19 protein-coding genes are annotated in these 18,172 nt (G+C 54.4%); 11 read left to right on the forward strand and 8 right to left on the reverse strand.

Translation table 11 applies throughout. The features are described 5' to 3' along the window. Positions 1 to 28 precede the first annotated feature (28 nt). Entirely contained in the window at positions 29 to 694 is a 666-nt protein-coding gene (locus E6C51_RS11045) for an OmpA family protein (RefSeq protein ID WP_146934082.1), read from the forward strand. 45 nt (positions 695 to 739) lie between these two features. On the opposite strand, the gene E6C51_RS11050 is transcribed toward E6C51_RS11045, so the two are convergent. Together E6C51_RS11050 and E6C51_RS11055 are read right to left on the reverse strand one after the other, a co-directional pair. Beyond that, on the reverse strand, positions 740 to 1,378 hold the full coding sequence (locus E6C51_RS11050) for a LysE family translocator (RefSeq protein ID WP_146934886.1): 639 nt from the start codon (positions 1,376 to 1,378) through the stop codon (positions 740 to 742). A gap of 86 nt (positions 1,379 to 1,464) precedes the next feature. Next, positions 1,465 to 2,361: a polyprenyl synthetase family protein gene (locus E6C51_RS11055; protein ID WP_190235966.1), complete on the reverse strand. Its 897-nt coding sequence runs from the start codon at positions 2,359 to 2,361 to the stop codon at positions 1,465 to 1,467. A gap of 298 nt (positions 2,362 to 2,659) precedes the next feature. Between E6C51_RS11055 and mtgA the strand changes: the two genes are divergently transcribed. From mtgA to rpmF, 3 genes are all read left to right on the forward strand, one after another. Further along, the gene (gene mtgA / locus E6C51_RS11060; RefSeq protein ID WP_407920800.1) at positions 2,660 to 3,268 is read left to right on the forward strand and encodes a monofunctional biosynthetic peptidoglycan transglycosylase; all 609 of its coding nucleotides are present in this window, start codon (positions 2,660 to 2,662) and stop codon (positions 3,266 to 3,268) included. Between the two features lie 80 nt (positions 3,269 to 3,348). Further along, positions 3,349 to 3,996, forward strand: coding sequence for a glutathione S-transferase family protein (locus E6C51_RS11065; protein WP_190235967.1), 648 nt, complete (start codon positions 3,349 to 3,351; stop codon positions 3,994 to 3,996). Positions 3,997 to 4,148: 152 nt separating this feature from the next. Continuing rightward, positions 4,149 to 4,334: a 50S ribosomal protein L32 gene (gene rpmF / locus E6C51_RS11070; RefSeq protein WP_075641343.1), complete on the forward strand. Its 186-nt coding sequence runs from the start codon at positions 4,149 to 4,151 to the stop codon at positions 4,332 to 4,334. A 199-nt stretch (positions 4,335 to 4,533) separates the two neighbouring features. Here rpmF and phaR read toward each other — a convergent pair whose 3' ends face one another. Next, the gene (phaR, locus tag E6C51_RS11075; protein WP_146934072.1) at positions 4,534 to 5,109 is read right to left on the reverse strand and encodes a polyhydroxyalkanoate synthesis repressor PhaR; all 576 of its coding nucleotides are present in this window, start codon (positions 5,107 to 5,109) and stop codon (positions 4,534 to 4,536) included. A 241-nt stretch (positions 5,110 to 5,350) separates the two neighbouring features. Here phaR and E6C51_RS11080 point away from each other — a divergent pair, with 241 nt between their 5' ends. After that, positions 5,351 to 6,532, forward strand: a complete 1,182-nt coding sequence (locus tag E6C51_RS11080) for an acetyl-CoA C-acetyltransferase (protein ID WP_146934068.1) — start codon at positions 5,351 to 5,353, stop codon at positions 6,530 to 6,532. A 347-nt stretch (positions 6,533 to 6,879) separates the two neighbouring features. After that, positions 6,880 to 7,605 (forward strand): beta-ketoacyl-ACP reductase, encoded by a 726-nt coding sequence (gene phbB, locus E6C51_RS11085; RefSeq protein ID WP_146934065.1) that lies wholly within the window; start codon positions 6,880 to 6,882, stop codon positions 7,603 to 7,605. A gap of 104 nt (positions 7,606 to 7,709) precedes the next feature. On the opposite strand, the gene E6C51_RS11090 is transcribed toward phbB, so the two are convergent. Together E6C51_RS11090 and E6C51_RS11095 are read right to left on the reverse strand one after the other, a co-directional pair. Further along, positions 7,710 to 7,967: a YMGG-like glycine zipper-containing protein gene (locus E6C51_RS11090; RefSeq protein WP_146934062.1), complete on the reverse strand. Its 258-nt coding sequence runs from the start codon at positions 7,965 to 7,967 to the stop codon at positions 7,710 to 7,712. A 36-nt stretch (positions 7,968 to 8,003) separates the two neighbouring features. Continuing rightward, entirely contained in the window at positions 8,004 to 8,159 is a 156-nt protein-coding gene (locus E6C51_RS11095) for a DUF3309 family protein (RefSeq protein ID WP_146934059.1), read from the reverse strand. Between the two features lie 449 nt (positions 8,160 to 8,608). On the opposite strand from E6C51_RS11095, the gene E6C51_RS11100 reads away from it, so the two are divergent. The 4 genes from E6C51_RS11100 (at position 8,609) to E6C51_RS11115 (ending at position 13,924) form a co-directional block, all read left to right on the forward strand. Next, positions 8,609 to 11,644, forward strand: coding sequence for a helicase-related protein (locus E6C51_RS11100; protein ID WP_190235968.1), 3,036 nt, complete (start codon positions 8,609 to 8,611; stop codon positions 11,642 to 11,644). A 3-nt stretch (positions 11,645 to 11,647) separates the two neighbouring features. Then, positions 11,648 to 12,049, forward strand: a complete 402-nt coding sequence (locus E6C51_RS11105; RefSeq protein WP_190235969.1) for an RNA-binding S4 domain-containing protein — start codon at positions 11,648 to 11,650, stop codon at positions 12,047 to 12,049. Positions 12,050 to 12,291: 242 nt separating this feature from the next. After that, positions 12,292 to 12,630, forward strand: coding sequence for a ferredoxin FdxA (gene fdxA / locus E6C51_RS11110; protein WP_146934053.1), 339 nt, complete (start codon positions 12,292 to 12,294; stop codon positions 12,628 to 12,630). A 724-nt stretch (positions 12,631 to 13,354) separates the two neighbouring features. Continuing rightward, entirely contained in the window at positions 13,355 to 13,924 is a 570-nt protein-coding gene (locus tag E6C51_RS11115; protein WP_075641335.1) for a CarD family transcriptional regulator, read from the forward strand. 797 nt (positions 13,925 to 14,721) lie between these two features. Here E6C51_RS11115 and E6C51_RS11120 read toward each other — a convergent pair. The 3 genes from E6C51_RS11120 to E6C51_RS11130 form a co-directional block, all read right to left on the reverse strand. Then, complete coding sequence (locus E6C51_RS11120; RefSeq protein WP_190235970.1) at positions 14,722 to 16,452, reverse strand: chemotaxis protein; 1,731 nt, start codon at positions 16,450 to 16,452, stop codon at positions 14,722 to 14,724. Positions 16,453 to 16,635: 183 nt separating this feature from the next. Next, complete coding sequence (locus tag E6C51_RS11125; RefSeq protein WP_146934047.1) at positions 16,636 to 16,842, reverse strand: DUF1737 domain-containing protein; 207 nt, start codon at positions 16,840 to 16,842, stop codon at positions 16,636 to 16,638. Positions 16,843 to 16,846: 4 nt separating this feature from the next. Beyond that, positions 16,847 to 17,734 (reverse strand): HpcH/HpaI aldolase/citrate lyase family protein, encoded by an 888-nt coding sequence (locus E6C51_RS11130; protein WP_230987198.1) that lies wholly within the window; start codon positions 17,732 to 17,734, stop codon positions 16,847 to 16,849. Between the two features lie 108 nt (positions 17,735 to 17,842). Here E6C51_RS11130 and E6C51_RS11135 point away from each other — a divergent pair, with 108 nt between their 5' ends. Beyond that, positions 17,843 to 18,076, forward strand: coding sequence for a hypothetical protein (locus E6C51_RS11135; protein WP_230987201.1), 234 nt, complete (start codon positions 17,843 to 17,845; stop codon positions 18,074 to 18,076). Positions 18,077 to 18,172: the final 96 nt, after the last annotated feature.

Genomic DNA, 18,172 nt, shown 5'->3' on the forward strand with positions numbered 1-18,172 from the left:
TAATCCGAACACCAAGGAGCTTGTTCCAATGCTGAAACGATTTGCACTTGTAGCGCTGGCTGCAACCTATCTCAGTGCCTGCACCACCACAAATCCCTATACAGGCGAGCAACAGATGTCGAACACCGCCGGTGGCGCTTTGATTGGCGCGGGCCTTGGTGCGCTGGGTGGCCTGGCTGTGGGTGGTGGCGGCCATGGCAAGCGCAATGCAGCCCTGATTGGCGCGGGCATTGGCGCGCTGGCTGGTGGCGCAATCGGCAACTATATGGACAATCAGGAAGCAGAGCTGCGCGCCCAATTGCAAGGTACCGGCGTTTCCGTCACCCGTCAGGGCGACCGTATCATTCTGAATATGCCATCCAACATTACCTTCCCAACCGATCAATATCAGGTTCTGCCGCCATTCTACCCAACGCTGAACTCGGTGGCTATCGTGCTCAAGAAGTTCAACAAGACCCTGATCGACATCAATGGCCACACCGATTCCACTGGTGGCCTGCAACACAATCAGCAGCTCTCTCAGCTGCGTGCTGATTCGGTGCTCAACTATCTCGGTTCACAAGGTGTTGATCCGCGCCGCATGTCGGCCATGGGCTATGGCCCAAGCCAGCCGATTGCCAGCAACGCCACACCAGAAGGCCGCGCCCAGAACCGCCGCGTCGAAGTATCGATCTCGCCGCTTCAGGCCAATTGATCACCACAACAGCAAGCAAAAAGCCACCCGACGGTGGCTTTTTTCTTATAAATGTGTGGTCAGCATTTTCACACCAGCCGCACCAAACAGCAGCGCCATCGCGCCTTCAATATAACGGCGACTGGCCTTGTAGATGCGCAAAGCACCCGATGTTGAAAAGAGCAGCGCATAGCCGCAAAACACCGAGAAACCGGTTGTCAAACAGCCACCCACCACAATCGCCACCGCACTGAGCGACGCATTTGGCGGAAGGCCCAGCGAAATGATCGCAACCCAGGCAAAAATCGCTTTCGGATTTGTCAGGTGGATCAGATAGCCGCGCAGAAAGATGGAATGTGCGCGGCCAGACCCTGCGCTGGCTTTCACCTCAACCACCGCCTGCTCTTTGCGCAGCGCCGATTTTGCCGCCTTCAGGGCGAGGTAAAACAGATAAAGCCCGCCGATAATCTTGAGCACCACCAGCGCCTCACCATAACGGTGCAGCAAAGCGGCGAGACCAAAAGATGCGGCCATCGCCCAGGTGAAGGAGCCTGCGAAAATGCCAAGCGCTATCACCAGACCGGCCCGCCGTCCTTGCGACATGGCTGTCGAGATAATCGCCAAATTAGCGGGACCAGGGCTGATCACCGCCACCAGATAGACGAGATAACCGGACAGAAATTGCGCAAAATGGGCTGAGATCATCAAACAGGCTTTCACAACAGGAGTGAAGCGCATGAGTAAGCGATCATCACGCCCACCGCAGCTAAAAACGTGTCACAGAGGCAATATCAGCTTTTGCGATTGGCAATAAAGCGTGCAGCATCCATCAAGGTGGTGGCCCGTGCGCCATAGGGAGCCAAAAGCGCCACCGCTTCCGCGACCAATCGGTCCAGCTCTGCTTCCGCCCACGCCTGCCCTTTGAGGCCCACCAGCGTGCCTTTTCCACGTCCGGCGTCCTTGCCGGTCGCTTTGCCCATGGTCGCAGCATCTGCCGTTAAATCCAGAAGATCATCAGCAAGCTGAAAGGCACGGCCAATCAAGGCACCAAAGGTGCGAAGCCGCTGGCGGTCTTCAAGCGACGCATCCGCAATCACCGGGCCAGCTTCACAGGCAAAACGCAGCAATGCGCCGGTTTTCATAGCCTGCAAGGTCACAATACCCTGCTCATCCGGGGCCTGCTTTTCGGCGGCCAGATCCAGCGCCTGTCCACCCGCCATGCCGCCCATGCCCGCCGCGCGCGCTAACGCCAGCACCAGCGCCGTTTTGGCGCGATCGCTCAGGTCGGTTTCGGGTGCCGCAATAATATCGAAGGCGAAGGTCAGCAGGCTGTCACCGGCCAAAATGGCAGTGGCTTCATCAAAAGCAATATGCACCGTCGGCTGGCCACGCCGCAGATCATCATCATCCATGGCGGGCAGATCATCATGCACCAGCGAATAACAATGCAGACATTCGAGTGCAGCACCAATGCGCAAGGCCGCCGTATCATTGCCACCAAACAGCCGGGCACTTTCCACCACCAGAAAGGGGCGAAGCCGCTTGCCGCCATTGAGCACAGCATGGCGCATGGCGGCCAAAAGCAGCTCAGGTCTGGCAATTTCATCATCACCGGGCGTTGGCTGCAAAAGATCAGTCAAAAGCGCCTGAACGCGGGTGGCGGTGTCGCGGAGTGTGTGGTCAAACATATCATGGCCTCATGCTTGCGGGCGCTGTTTGCCATGCCCGCCCCCATGGTGCAATCAGAATCTGTGTGCTCAAAGGCCCATATCGCCCGCTGGTCTGGTATTGGCGGGCATTCACGGCTAATAAGCATGTGGGAACAAGGACGAGTGGCACGATTTGACAATAGAAACCGCGCCTGAGGAAAACGCGCCAGACGGTGCCATTCCGGCAGACCAAGAGCGAGAAAAAGGGGATTGGCGGCTGTTGCTTCATCGCGCCTTCAAAATCGTTATCATCCTTGCCTGCATTCCCGTGGTGTTGATGCTCCTCTATCGGCCCTCCTTCGTTCACCCACCATCAACACTCATGCTGGCCGATCTGGCCCTCTTCCAAGGCTACGACCGCCAATGGGTGCCGCTGGATAAAATTTCGCCCGATCTCATCCGCTCGGTGATGATGTCGGAAGATGGCCAGTTCTGCGCCCATAACGGCGTTGACTGGGTGCAGATGCGATCCGTCATCGATGATGCGCTGGACGGCGAGGAAACCCGAGGGGCCAGCACCATCACCATGCAAACGGTAAAAAACCTGTTTTTGTGGAACAGCCGCTCCTTTATTCGCAAGGGTCTCGAAATTCCCATGGCGCTGACAGCCAATGTGATCTGGTCGAAACGGCGGACCATGGAGCTTTATTTGAATATTGCCGAATGGGGTCCGGGCATTTATGGCGCGCAGGCCGCAGCCCTTTATCATTTCAAAGTGCCCGCCTCCAAGCTCACAGCCCGGCAGGCGGCCCTGCTGGCAGTCTCGCTGCCCAACCCCATTGATCGCAATGCTGGCAAGCCAGGCCCCGGCCTGAGGCGGTTGGCGGCCATGGTAGAGCGCCGCGCCCGCAATGCCGGACCTTACATCACCTGTCTTGATCAATGACGTCAATAATTCGCGTTGGTCATCATTGGCACAGCTTGGTAGAAAATCATCAAGACGCCAACGTTTGATGGAGCCGCGCCATGACCGATCTTACCCTTTACATTACCAACAAGAATTACTCCTCATGGTCATTGCGGGCATGGATGGCCATGAAAGCCGCTGGCATTGCCTTTGATGCGCTGCAAATCCCGTTTGATGTTGCGGCGGGCAATCCCGGCATTAAGGCCATCTCCCCCACCGGTCAGGTGCCCGTTCTCGTCCATGGCGATGTGAAGGTTTGGGAAGCTCTTGCGATCATTGAATATATTGCCGAGCTTTTCCCAGAGGTCGATCTTTGGCCGAAGCCTGCCGCCGAGCGGGCCGTTGCACGCGCCATCAGCCTTGAGATGGCGTCGGGCTTTCGCGCCCTTCGCAACGCCTGCCCGATGAATTTTCGACGGACACCCAGCGCCCTTGCCGTCAACGAGAGCGTCATCGCTGATGTGCAGCGCATTGAAACCATCTGGCGTGAGCAAATTGCCAGATCGGGCGGACCTTTCCTGTTTGGCGCGTTTTCTGCCGCTGATGCGATGTATGCACCTGTGGTTAACCGATTTTCGGTCTACCAACTGACACAAAATGCAGATAGTCTGGCCTATATGGAGCGCATTCAAGCGCACCCGGCATGGATTGAATGGCGCGATGCCGCACAGGCTGAGCCATGGATCGTGCCGGGATATGAGGTGTAAGCACATCATCCGATTCAAAAAAATCGATTCAGGGACTGGTCAAAGCCCTATCCGGCATGTATAAGCCCGGCAAATTCCGAGTTCGAGAGAGATTTTTTCGCCCTCAAAAAGGTCGATGTTTCTGCTTTCGCCCGTCACGTGGAGTAATTTAAATGGCTGTACCAAAAAGAAAAACAAGCCCGTCCAAGCGCGGTATGCGCCGCTCTGCAGACGCGCTCAAGCTTCCGACCTATGTGGAAGACAAGAATTCTGGCGAACTGCGTCGCCCACACCATATCGATCTGAAGACCGGTATGTACCGTGGCCGTCAGGTTCTGACGCCAAAGGAAAGCGCATAAGCGTTTTTTGATACTGAATAAAAAAGGCCCGTTTCGCGGGCCTTTTTTTATTGGAAATTATGCAGCAGATTTAAAGTGTTACAGCGTCCTTCGTGCGCCATATAAGGCGCACGCCACCGTAAAGTGTTGCGCGCCATATATGGCGCACGTCGCTGCAAGCGTCCTCAAAGGATTCCGATTTCACTAAAGGTAAAGGACGTCAGAGCTTATCCAGCTTGTTTTGCAGGTTGCGCAACTGCTCTTTTAACTCATCGATATCCTTGGCTTCGGTGGGCTTTTTTTCCGGCACAGCTGTTGGCGTCATGAAGGGCGAAAACATCTGCATGGCCTGATGGAACATCTCGGTATTACGCTTGACCTGCTCTTCCATCATCTGCATGGGAGCCTGAAGATTCTTGGTCAGAGGTGTTTCGCCAAATGCGCGGGTCACCTGCTCACGCATCTGCACCTGTTGCTCGGTGAAGGCTTTCATGGAGTGCTCCAGAAAGCTCGGCACCACCATCTGCATCTGATCACCATAGTAACCGATCAATTGGCGCAGAAAAGAAATTGGCAAAAGCGTATTGTTGGTCTTGGCTTCCTGCTCAAAAATAATCTGCGTGAGCACGGAATGGGTAATGTCATCGCCGGTCTTTGCGTCCTGAACGGTAAAATCCTCACCCTTCTTGACCATCTTGGCAAGATCTTCAAGCGTCACATACGTACTCGTCCCTGTATTGTAGAGGCGGCGATTGGCGTATTTCTTAATGACGATTTCGCCGTCGACTTTTGCCATCTTTGTCTCCTAACCCACTTGATCATTTATTTTTGCTCTTCCCGAGAATGAAGTCTAATCGCAAATCACGCGACCTGACAATCTCTTTGTGCGGCGCAAGACCGCCCTCCTGTGTCTTCTGCTCGTATTTCAAAACCACACAACCGTGACATGAAAAAATTAATCGCTTAGCGTTTGACTTCTCTGATCAGCTTTGCCAGTCTCCGACCTGAGGATACGGACACCCGAGGAGATTACCCCTATGACCACCCCTTCTATCGTTATCGCCAGTGCCGCGCGCACCGCGGTCGGCTCCTTCAATGGTGCCTTCGCCTCTGTGCCCGCCCATGATCTTGGCGCTGCCGCCATCAAAGGCGTTCTGGAGCGCGCTGGCGTTGAGGCCACAGAGGTTGATGAAGTTATTCTCGGGCAGATTCTGACGGCTGGACAAGGCCAGAATCCGGCCCGTCAAGCCGCCATGAAGGCCGGTATTCCGCAGGAAAAAACCGCATGGGGCATGAACCAGCTGTGCGGCTCCGGCTTGCGCGCAGTGGCCCTTGGCATGCAGCAGATCGCCTTGGGTGATGCCGCAATCATCGTTGCTGGTGGCCAGGAGTCCATGTCGCTTTCGCCCCATTGCGCCCATTTGCGCGCAGGCACCAAGATGGGCGACATGAAGATGATCGACACCATGATCAAGGATGGTCTGACCGACGCTTTCTACGGCTACCACATGGGTGTGACGGCAGAAAACATTGCCAACCAGTGGCAATTGACCCGCGAAGAGCAGGACGCCTTTGCCGTCGCTTCGCAAAACAAGGCGGAAGCGGCGCAAGTGGCTGGCAGGTTCAAGGATGAAATTGTCCCCTTCACCATTGCAGGGCGCAAGGGCGACATTATCGTTGATGCCGATGAATACATCCGCCACGGCGCAACTCTGGAGAGCATGACAAAGCTGCGCCCAGCCTTCGACAAGGAAGGTACAGTTACAGCAGGCAATGCATCTGGCCTCAACGATGGCGCGGCAGCGGCCCTTTTGATGACCGAAGCGGAAGCTGTTCGCCGCGGAATCCAGCCTTTGGCCCGCATCGCATCCTGGGCAACCGCAGGTGTTGACCCCAAGATCATGGGCACAGGCCCCATCCCTGCCTCGCGCAAAGCGCTTGAAAAAGCGGGCTGGAGTGTGACGGATCTGGATCTGGTCGAAGCCAACGAGGCTTTTGCGGCACAGGCTTGCGCCGTCAACAAAGACCTTGGCTGGGACACCTCGATTGTCAACGTCAACGGCGGTGCCATCGCAATCGGCCACCCGGTTGGCGCGTCTGGTGCCCGTATCCTGAACACGCTTTTGTTTGAGATGAAGCGCCGTGGTGCGAAAAAAGGCTTGGCAACCTTGTGCATCGGTGGCGGAATGGGCGTCGCGATGTGCCTGGAAGCCATGTAAACCCACGGCGACCATTCACTCTGAAATTTGAACTCATGCCACCGCGCGAAAGCGCGGTCGGCGAAGCTTTTTTTAAAAAATGAATACGACGAGATGAGAACGCGGCAATACAGCGCCGTGCGTTTTATAAAATGCACAAAAGACGCTGTAACGCTTTAAATCTGCTGCATAATTTTCACCTTAAATCGATTCCGATTTCAGGAATTATGCAGCAGAGCATCGGCCGGAAAAAGGGGGAACCGGTTTTCGGATAAATCCGATGCGCAAACAAAAACTGAGAGCATCGTGTCGAGTCCGATTTTCGATCCGACGCTCTCGTCCGGACAAAGATACAGGGAGAGCATAGCATGAGCAGAGTGGCATTGGTGACAGGCGGCACACGCGGAATTGGTGCCGCGATTTCGGTGGCGCTGAAAGCGGCTGGGTATAAAGTTGCTGCCAACTACGCGGGCAACGATGAAAAAGCCAAAGCTTTTGAGGCCGAAACCGGCATTGCCGTTTTCAAATGGGATGTCTCCAGTTACGAAGCCAGCGTCGAGGGAATTGCGGCGGTCGAAGCCGCGCTCGGCCCGATTGAAGTGTTGGTCAATAACGCTGGCATTACCCGCGACGGCATGTTCCACAAAATGACGCCAGAGCAATGGAATGACGTGATTGGCACCAACCTGACAGGTCTGTTCAATGTCACCCACCCCATCTGGTCTGGAATGCGGGATCGCAATTTTGGCCGCGTCATCAATATTTCCTCCATCAACGGCCAGAAAGGCCAGATGGGACAGGCCAATTACTCGGCGGCCAAGGCCGGGGATCTCGGCTTCACCAAGGCACTGGCGCAGGAAGGCGCTGCCAAGGGCATCACCGTCAACGCCATTTGCCCCGGCTATATTGGCACGGAAATGGTCCGCGCCATTCCGGAAAAAGTGCTGAACGAACGGATTCTTCCGCAAATTCCGGTTGGCCGTCTTGGCGAGCCTGAAGAAATTGCTCGCATCGTGGTGTTTTTGGCCTCCGACGACGCTGGCTTTATTACCGGATCAACAATTTCGGCCAATGGCGGACAGTTTTTCGTCTAACCATTGTCTTGAGCCGTGAGAATCGGCTTGATCCACCGAGATTCCTCTGAACACAAAAAATGCCGCAGTCTCCTGCGGCATTTTTATTGAAACAGGCTGCCAGTTTAGCGGCAAGGTGCCTCGTAACGATGGCCGTGGCGACCGCGATAGATGCAATAGCCGCGACGTTCCTGCGACTTGCCAATGAGGGCACCAATAACACCGCCACCAACAGCACCAACCGCTGCACCACCCCAAGAATTGGTGGCAATGCCGCCAATTATCGCGCCGGAGCCTGCACCGATGGAAGCGCCGCGCTCCGTTGCTGTGCAAGATGCAATGAGTGGCAAAATCATTGCCATAGCAATCACTGACTTTTTCATTGGATTTTCCTTCTCCCGACTAGGCTTGTAGGGGGCTTATATGCGACCCATGAGCAACAAAATGATGAGAATGACGACAACGAGGCCCAAGCCACCCGATGGACCATATCCCCAGTTCCGGCTGTGACCCCAAGTTGGAAGCGCACCAAGAAGCATGAGTATAAGGATAATAATCAGAATAGTGCCCAACATCGAAGAGCCCCCTTTTCTTTAAGATACTTGCTTTATCGCCTTCATAACGACCCAACGCGCCTTTTGTTCCGGCCTGGATGACATTATTGTGAAAGCAGACATTGTAAAATCAGACCTGCCGTCATTGACAGGCGAAGAAGCCCTGCACTCTTTGCACCGGCAGCAAGATGGCGACGCCACACCCCATCACAGGTCAGGGCCTCGACCATGAACAAAGATGGAATCTGTCAGAGTCAGCGATTCGTCTCTGATTCGTTCGCAGGCTGTTCTTGTCACCTGCCGATTGGCACAGGGTTGGAAACCGCCGGAAATCGGCTTTGAAACCATCGATCTGGTTAAAAAGCATCGCCCCCTTCAATTCTTTCCTTGCGTTTCGCGCCCCGCATCGCCATGTGTTGCAGCGGATGGTGGTTGTAACGGCCGCATCTGTGAAAAGTGCAGTCCGGAGCGTGTATTTGACTTCGCAACCCATGATCCTGAGCGGTCGCAGCGTGATTGCTGTGCTGGGGCCGACCAATACGGGCAAAACCCATTACGCCATTGAGCGCATGATTGCCCATGGATCGGGTATGATTGGCCTGCCCTTGCGATTGCTGGCGCGTGAGGTTTACACGCGATTGGTTGAGCGCGTTGGCGCAAACAATGTCTCGCTGATCACCGGTGAAGAAAAGATCACCCCGCCCAAAGCCAAATATTCGGTCTGCACGGTTGAGGCGCTGCCGCGCGAAACCAAAGTTGCCTTTGTTGCCATTGATGAAATTCAACTTGCAGGTGATCTGGAACGCGGACATATTTTCACCGACCGCTTGCTGAACCTGCGCGGCCGGGAAGAAACCCTGCTGCTTGGCTCCGGCACGATGAAGCCAATCTTGCAGCAATTGTTGCCCGGCATCACCGTCATTGAGCGCCCGCGCCTCTCGCAACTGTTTTATGCGGGTGAGAAAAAAATCACCCGGCTGCCGCAGCGCAGCGCCATTGTCGCTTTTTCTGCCGATGAGGTCTATTCCATTGCCGAACTGATCCGCCGCCAGCGCGGCGGGGCCGCCGTGGTGCTGGGCGCACTCAGCCCGCGCACCCGCAATGCGCAAGTTGGCCTCTATCAATCCGGCGATGTCGAATATCTGGTGGCAACGGATGCCATCGGCATGGGGCTGAACCTTGATGTCGATCATGTCGCTTTTGCGCAAGACCGCAAATTCGACGGCTATCAATTTCGCAATCTCAATGCAGGCGAGCTGGGCCAGATTGCCGGACGCGCCGGGCGACACCTGAAAGACGGCACGTTTGGGGTCACGGGGCGGGTCGATCCGTTTGATCCGGAATTGGTGGAACGGCTCCAAGCCCATGAGTTTGATGCGGTGAAAGTGCTGCAATGGCGCACGCCGCATTTTGATTTTTCATCCATTACCAATCTGCTGCGCAGTCTGGATGCGCCACCGAGGGTGCCGGGCCTTGCGCGCGCCCTGCCCGCCATCGATCAGCAGGCACTGGAATTTCTGGCGCGCTATCCCGAGGTGCAAGACCTTGCGAACACGCCAGAGCGGGTATCTTTGCTGTGGGATGCTTGTGCCTTGCCCGATTATCGGCGAATAACCCCGGCACAACATGCAGATCTTATCCTCACCCTCTATTCGGATCTCGCGCGACACGGTACTGTAAACGCGGATTTCATGGCCGAACAGGTGCGAAGGTCCGATCGGACGGATGGGGAAATAGATACGCTTTCTGCGCGGATTGCGCAGATACGAACTTGGACTTATGTGTCAAACAGGCCAGGTTGGCTTGCCGATCCGACACACTGGCAAGAAAAGACGCGGGAAATCGAAGATCGATTGTCTGATGCGTTACATGAGAGGTTGACGAAACGCTTTGTTGATCGCAGGACATCTGTGCTCATGAAGCGGTTGAGAGAGAATGCGATGCTGGAAGCAGAAATCAGTGTAAACGGTGATGTGTTCGTAGAGGGACATCACGTGGGCCAACTCTCCGGATTCCGGTTTACGCCGATTTCTGGAACAGAAGGGCCTGATGCAAAGGCAGTGCAAACTGCTGCCCAAAAAGCCCTTGGTCTGGAGTTTGAGGCACGTGCGGCTAGATTGCACGCCTCGGGCAATAATGACATTGCCCTTGGCTCCGATGGCCTGGTGCGTTGGCTTGGTGATCCGGTTGCCCGTCTGGTTGGCTCGGATCATGTCATGCGCCCGCGGGTTATCCTGCTGGCCGATGAGCAATTGACCGGCAATGCCCGCGACCACGTGGTTGCCCGCATTGAACGCTTCGTCAATCACCATATCTCGACCATTCTGAAGCCTCTGGATGATTTGTCCCGCGCCGAAGATTTGCAGGGCCTGTCCAAGGGTTTGGCCTTTCAGCTGGTTGAAAGCCTCGGCATTCTCTTCCGCCGCGATGTGACGGAAGAGGTCAAGTCGCTGGATCAGGATGCACGCGCCTCCATGCGTCGCTACGGTGTGCGCTTTGGCGCTTACCACATTTTCATGCCAACCCTGCTCAAGCCGGCCCCTGCCGAATTGATCACGCTGCTGTGGGCCTTGAAAAATGACGGTCTGGACAAGCCGGGCTTTGGCGAACTTATTCCGGTTCTGGCCGCTGGCCGCACATCGGTTGTCACCGACCCCAGCTTTGAGCGCAATTTCTACAAGCTGGCGGGTTTCCGCTTCCTTGGCAAGCGGGCTGTGCGCATCGACATTCTTGAGCGTCTGGCCGATCTGATTCGTCCGCTGTTGCAATGGAAGCCCGGCGCAGGTCCGCGCCCGGATGGGGCCTATGACGGCCGCCGCTTCACAACAACCACGGCGATGCTGTCCATTCTGGGTGCCACACCTGATGACATGGAAGAAATCCTGAAGGGCCTTGGTTATCGCGCCGATGCCGTGAAGCCGGAAGAAGCTGCTGCGTTCCTCGCTGCTGAAAACGCAGAAAAGGGTGCTGACGCCGCCGCTGTTATCGAAGAAGCGACCGAGGCAGACACAGCCAAGGAAGAGCCATCCACTGAGCAGGAGGCTACAGCCACAGATGAAGCGCCTGTGCCAGCGCCCGCCGCCGAGCTTTTGGCCACACCAGAGGTACCGGTTGAGCCAAAGCCTGTGCTGTTGTGGCGTCCAGGTGGTCGTAACGACAATCAGCGCCCTGTTCGCCAAGGTGAGCGCCGCAACAACGGTGGCAATCAGGCGGCACGCTCGGAGCAAAAGGCCGAAGGTCGTGCAGAGGGCCAACGCGATGGCGCGCCGCGTGAAGACAGACGCCGCGACGGCGGCCACAATGGCAAGCCACGTGATCGCGACGGCCAGCGCGACAAATCCGCACCCCGCGGTGATCGCAATGACCGTGGCCCACGCAAGGACCGCGATACAAAGCCGGCCCAGCCGCAGCGCTTTGAAGCCAAGCCACCTCGCAAGGAAAAGCCGGTAGACCCGGATTCGCCTTTCGCCAAGCTGGCCGCTCTCAAGGAGCAGATGAAGAAGTAAGCCATGAACGACAAACAGCCACTTTCAGGTGCGCCTCAGCGAATCGATAAGTGGCTGTTTTTTGCCCGCGTAACCAAATCGCGTACGCTTGCGCAAAGCGAAATCTCCTCTGGCCATGTCACCATCAATGGCCAGAAAATCCGCCAGCCCAGCGCTGTGGTTCGCCCCGGAGATCGGGTTGAGATCAAACTGCATCACCGGGATCTGATTCTGATTGTGCAAAAGCCCGGTGAGCGGCGCGGTCCCTATGAGGAGGCCAAGCTGCTCTATGAGGACATTTCTCCCCCTCCTGAACCGCGCGATCCCTTTTTGAGTGGTGCAAACGCCCAAAGAGAGCCCGGTGCCGGACGCCCAACCAAGCGCGACCGCCGATTGCTGGATCGCTTGATGGACAGCGATGATTAAAGCCCGGTGCATTTACCGGATCAAGGCGAGCACGCTTCGCCCTTTCACAGCATGAGAGATTGGTTTTAGGAAATTCTACCCCACCGGGACAGGCTTAGGGATGATTTATTCTTGCTAACACGCGCAGAAAGCATTAGCTCACTGCCGTGTGGAAAATGTGTGCGCCGCCCTTGGCGCAAAGCATTTCTTTCGAAAAGTGATTTGCCCAAACAAGGCCATTCTAGAGACCTCTGGAGTACCGCATGACGTATATCGTGACCGACAACTGCATACGCTGCAAATATACAGATTGCGTGGAAGTGTGCCCGGTTGACTGCTTTTATGAAGGCGAAAATTTTCTGGTGATCAACCCGGATGAATGCATCGATTGCGGCGTTTGCGAACCTGAATGTCCTGCCGAAGCCATCAAGCCAGACACCGAACCAGGTCTGGACAAGTGGCTAAAGATCAATGCTGACTATGCCCAAAGCTGGCCTAACATCACCACCAAGCGTGATGCCTTGCCAGAAGCCAAGGAAATGGATGGCGTTGAAGGCAAGTTCGAGCTTTACTTCTCGGAAAAGCCCGGCGCTGGCGATTGAGTTCATTCGCGCGCCGTTGAGAAAACGCTTTGTTGGAAAGATTGCCGCTTTCCAGCGACGTGCGGCAACCGAAGTCCTTGAAGATTGGCATCGGCTTTTGCTCCGATGCCTTCAATATTCGTCGACAAAGCGTTGGCGGCGCTCTCTTGCGCGTGTCTTACAAAATTTTTGCGAATAATTCGCAAATGGCCATGCTGCTAACTTTGGCAAGCTTGTGATTTTGTGACAGCTGCTATGCGTTTTTTCACAACAAAAGAATATTTTACATTTTGCACATGTAGTCGTATGACTATATACAGATCTGTAATCGAATCAGAAAAATAAAAATAATATAGCAAATTCAGTTATTTATAAAATTTGAGACAAAAAGAATCACACGATTTGCAAAAACGCGCGTGAAGAATCGCCTACCGACCAAAGAACTCAACCGTCAAGACGCGATTGGGTAGCAAAACATTGATTTCCTCACATTTTTATGCTACACCTCTAAAACTGTTCCACCGTTAGGGCATTTTTGTGCCCAAACCTACCACGAAAGCCAAAAAATCCGCTCAAGTTTAATCTGTGACAATTCAACCTCGCCGGTTAGGTCGCTGATTGAATGATTTTTGTCTTGTTTTGGTTGGACCAGCATGGTGTCACCCGACGGTTCCCCCGTCTTATCCGGACCGTCCGGCCCGGTGTCGGCTGATGTCGATACAGTAACAGGGAGTTTTTAAAGCGAATGACGACCCAGCAGAAAAAATCTTCAACGCGTCAGGGCTTCAAGACCGGTGAGGCGATTGTCTATCCGGCTCATGGTGTCGGTACGATCACCGCAATCGAAGAGCAAGAAGTCGCGGGCATGAAGCTAGAGCTTTTTGTAATCGATTTTGACAAGGATAAAATGCGTTTGAAAGTGCCAGTCACCAAGGCTGTCACCATTGGTATGCGCAAGCTTTCCGAGACGGATTTCGTTGAGCGCGCATTGAAAGTCGTCCAGGGCAAAGCACGTGTTAAGCGCACCATGTGGTCGCGCCGTGCGCAGGAATATGATGCAAAGATCAATTCCGGCGATCTGATTTCCATCGCAGAAGTCGTGCGTGACCTCTACCGCGCAGAGCATCAGCCGGAGCAATCTTACTCCGAGCGTCAGCTTTATGAAGCAGCCCTCGACCGCATGGCGCGTGAAATCGCCGCCGTCAATAAAATGTCGGAGACCGAGGCTGTTCGTATGGTCGAAGTTAATCTTGCCAAAGGCCCAAAGCGCGGCAAGACCGTGGAAGAAGAAGACGCTCAGGAAGAAGCTGCATAAGCTTGACATTCATGAGCAACAAAAAACCCGGCAATGCCGGGTTTTTTTGTGCCTGCTGCTCAATGCTGATGCATAATTTCTTAAATCGGAATCGATTTAGGGTGAAAATTATGCAGCAGATCTAGAACATCGGCTGAAAAGTGGGAACCGGTCTTCAGATAAATCCGATGCGGAAACAAAAGCTTACAGCGCCGTGCGCCATATATGGCGCACAAAGGTTCGCTGTAGCTCTTTATTTCTGTTGCATAATTTTATCTTTAAACCGATTCGGGTTTAAAGAATTATGCAATAGAGCATCGGGCTGATTCCAATCATACTACCCGACACAAACGCCTTTATGTGCCGTTTACCCCCTTCTGGCTTGCCAGCCATCTCCCCCACAAGGAGGGAGATCGGATAGGCGCTCCCGCTCGTTTCTCACAATGAACTCGTGATTTCCGACACATGGGACGTATGCTGTTGAGCAATAGGGCTGCTTTTGTCGATCTCCCTCCTTGTGGGGGAGATGCCCGGCAGGGCAGAGGGGGGTGAGCTATACGGTAAAACCTATGCGTCGTGTACTGTGGATTCCAATTTTCTGCACGATGCTCTACTGCATAATTCCTTAAATCGGAATCGATTTAAGGTGAAAATTATGCAGCAGCTTAAAAGTGTCACAGCGTTCTTTGTGCGCCATACATGGTGAGAGGCGCTGTAAAGCCCTTCGCAGTGAATAGGATCACTGCGAAGGGCTTTAATCTCTTGTTGTGTCGCATGTGCGTTATCGTTTTATTGAGGACAATAAAACGCGACATGCTTTAGAACAAAGCATCGGCAAAAAGATCATCGTCATCGGCCGCAGCAGAGCTTGTTGCTGTTGCCCCAGCCACAAAGCCCTCACCGATCGGCAAAAAGCGCAAGTGGATGTCACGCTCTTGCGACATGGTGTAAATGGCATAGATCTGCTGACTGAGCGGCTGGGCGATAGCCGAAATAGCATCAACCGGCAGCAACTCGCCGCGTGAGCGATCGGCAATCTCCAGGCACTCTGACAGCAAGCCGCCGAGTTCCCTCTCAAAATCAAGGGTGGTAACCGCTGCACTGATGCGATTGAAAACAATCTGCCCTTCAGAGCCGAAAGCCTCAAGTCCCTTATCCATATCGGCAGACACGCCTTGAATAGCGCCCAGTGCTTCATTGAGCGGTTCGTGGATATGGCTGATATCATCACTGTCATCGCGCGACAAAGCAGCCGTTTCTTCCTCGACATCGCGCATGTCTTCGACAATCGCATCGGCTGGCGTTTCAAGCTTCGCCGCAAAGGTGCGCAATTCGCCGCTGACAACATTGACCGATCGGCCCGCATCACCCAGGCGCGAACACCGCAGGTTGGAATTGAGCGCCATATAATGAATGTCGGTCTTGATCGAGCGGATGGTCTCAATCCCGGCCAGCAGCGCTTGAGCGGATTCGGTGACGGAACTTACAAATGAGTCAGATTCTTGCGAGCGATCCTGAACGCGATTGGAGAGAGAACACGCATGGGTGATATCGGACTCCATCTTGCGCAAAACGCTATGCTCGGCACTACCGCCCGATTTATTAAGGTCGTCACGCAGAGACAGAACATGAGCAGCATCACTGGTGAAGCTCGACAGATTGGCAAAAATGGCACTGCATTTCATGCGGAAATCGTCGAGAGATTCCTGCAACTGCGCATGGGCCAGATGGGCCACTGCCTGCCGGATGCCATTGGCCAGAACCGGATCCCGCACGTTGCCCTGGGCTAGAAACTCTTCAAGGCATTGGAACATGGTTTGCACATGCTCAATCCGCTGTCGGGTGATGTCGCCAATCTGCAATGCAGACAAAACTGTGCCAACTTTGGCTTGAATATTGCGAGTGACCGACTTTACATCATTGGCAATGGTAATCATCGCCTGATGTTGGGCTGCCAATTGTTCAGAGCTGGTGTTGAGCGAGCTGACAATGGTGGGAATTGTTTTTCTAAAATCGGTCAAAATGCTGTCAGAAAACGCCCGCGCCGTGTCCAGCTGGCCGCGCATATGGGCCAATTTATCAGCAAAACGATCAATTTCTTCCGCACCCGATTGAATACGCTCACGGATTTCATCAGCAAAACCCGAAAATTCATCCAACCCCGCGCCGGTGATTTTCACCGTAATCGCAAATGTGCGCAGATAACGGATCGTCTCGCGCATTTCTTCGACATGTGATGACGTGGAGGCGCAGAGGCTCAAAATGCGATCAAACGATGTTTGCCGCGCAATTGCCCGCTCTGGCAAAAGGGAGAGATCCGACACGGTACGCCGCAGACCCTTCACCGTTTCCGAGGCCGTCTTGCCATCCAGAACACCCGTCAGCTGATCAAGGCTCTCGACCAGGCCATTCAGGATTTCGACAACCGATACCAGAACAGCACCGCCTTCAAGGAATGACTTTTCAAGACGGGAGTGCGCTGTTGTGAGTTTGACCTCAAAATCAGAGCGAGACCCTCGGGTCGAATGTGTCTTTAAAACTGCGTGCACGAAAACACCTCACGGGAGCGATATGCGCACACATTAGCCCCAATTCAAGAATGACAAGTAAATGCAGACGAGAATTGGAAAAAATAAAACAACTCAGAAATGCCAGCACTTTGCAAACGTCAAATGAGGTGCGAAAGGGGCCGCCTGCGCCGCGACCCCAGACCCGATATTTCAGATCCGATATTATTGTTCGCCAAGTTTCATCGACGGATCATAGTCTTTGCCATGCACGGTCTTCACAACCGGCTGGCCGCAATACATCGTGTTTGTGGCATGGTTGAAGGACAGAGTCGGTGATCCTGCCAGTTCCCAACCCTTGTTCAGGGCATCCGTCACACGATGGCAAAAGGATGCATCATCCGGTCCGGTCAAAAAACGATAAACTTTCATGGGGTTAAACCTTTCTATGGTCAAGTCTGCTGTTCAGGAGTGACATTTTTGAAAGCAGGCGCTCTGCCTGTTCTGCATGGAGACGTTCGATCATCCGGCCATTCTGGTTGATGATATTGAGATGCGCCGCCTCGGGTGCCGCAAAAGCAGCCACAAGAGCGCGGGCATCGGCAATCTCAGCATCCGACGGGCCGAAATGAGAATTGGCAGCCGCAATTTGCGCGGGATGGATCAGCATCTTGCCATCAAAGCCCATGGCCGCCCCCTGCCCGCACTCGGCACCGAAGGCCGCAAGGTCTTTGAAATCATTGGACACGCTATCAATCACATCCAGACCATAGGCGCGGGCGGCCAACACTACCTGCATCAACCATGGAATGAGAAATTGCCGTGAAGGCTCAGCAGGCACGCGGGTTTCCTTGCGCAAGTCATTCAGCCCCACCACCAGACAGTCCAAACCCAGATCAGAGGTCATTGCTGCAATGTGATGCGCATTCAAAATCGCCTTCGGTGTTTCAATCATCGCCCAGAGGCGCACACCCGTGTCCACCGTTTGGCGCAATGCCGCCAACTCCTCCGGCTGCTCGGTTTTGGGCAACAAAACAGCGTCGGGTTGGCACGCCCGAACCAATTCGAGATCAGCAGCAATGAAGGGCGTGTTGCTGCCATTGATGCGGATAATCGCCTCACGGCCATTCAAATCCTCGTGTTCAAACAGCTGGCGGAGATTATCTCTAGCCTCGTCTTTCCTGTCGGTTGCCACCGAATCTTCGAGATCAAAGATGATGCCATCGCACTCCAAAGACAGCGATTTCTCCAATGCGCGCTGATTGATAGCAGGAACGCTGAGGATGGAGCGGCGCAAGCGCGCAGATGGAGCGGCACGGAACATCGACATGACCTATGATTTTTGAAAGGCTGCGACAAGACATGCGACTTTATTACCCCTTGTAACCCCTCAGGAGAAGTCCCACCTTGTGATCATGAAAGGATTATCATCATGCAAAATCTTCGTGTTTTCGGATTGGTTAGTCTCGGTGTCGTGGCTTTGATGGCAACAGCGGTTTTGACCGTGTCCATAACATTGATTGCAGGTGCGATCTTGAGCGCGACACTGGCATGGCGCATGTTGACGCTCAGGCAAAAGCCGGTACCTGTCCATGCTCGCCGCCGCGATGAGGCCAAGCCCATGCGCGTTTGGAACGACGGGCGCGGCACGATCATCGATATGTAAGGTGTGCTTGCTTACAGCGCCGTGCGCCAAATATGGCGCAGTAAGGTTCGCTGTAGCTCTTTATAAGTGCTGCGTAATTTTTTCTTTAAACCGAAC

Source organism: Gillisella terrae (genome assembly GCF_004801395.1).
Lineage (GTDB): Bacteria > Pseudomonadota > Alphaproteobacteria > Rhizobiales > Rhizobiaceae > Allorhizobium > Allorhizobium terrae.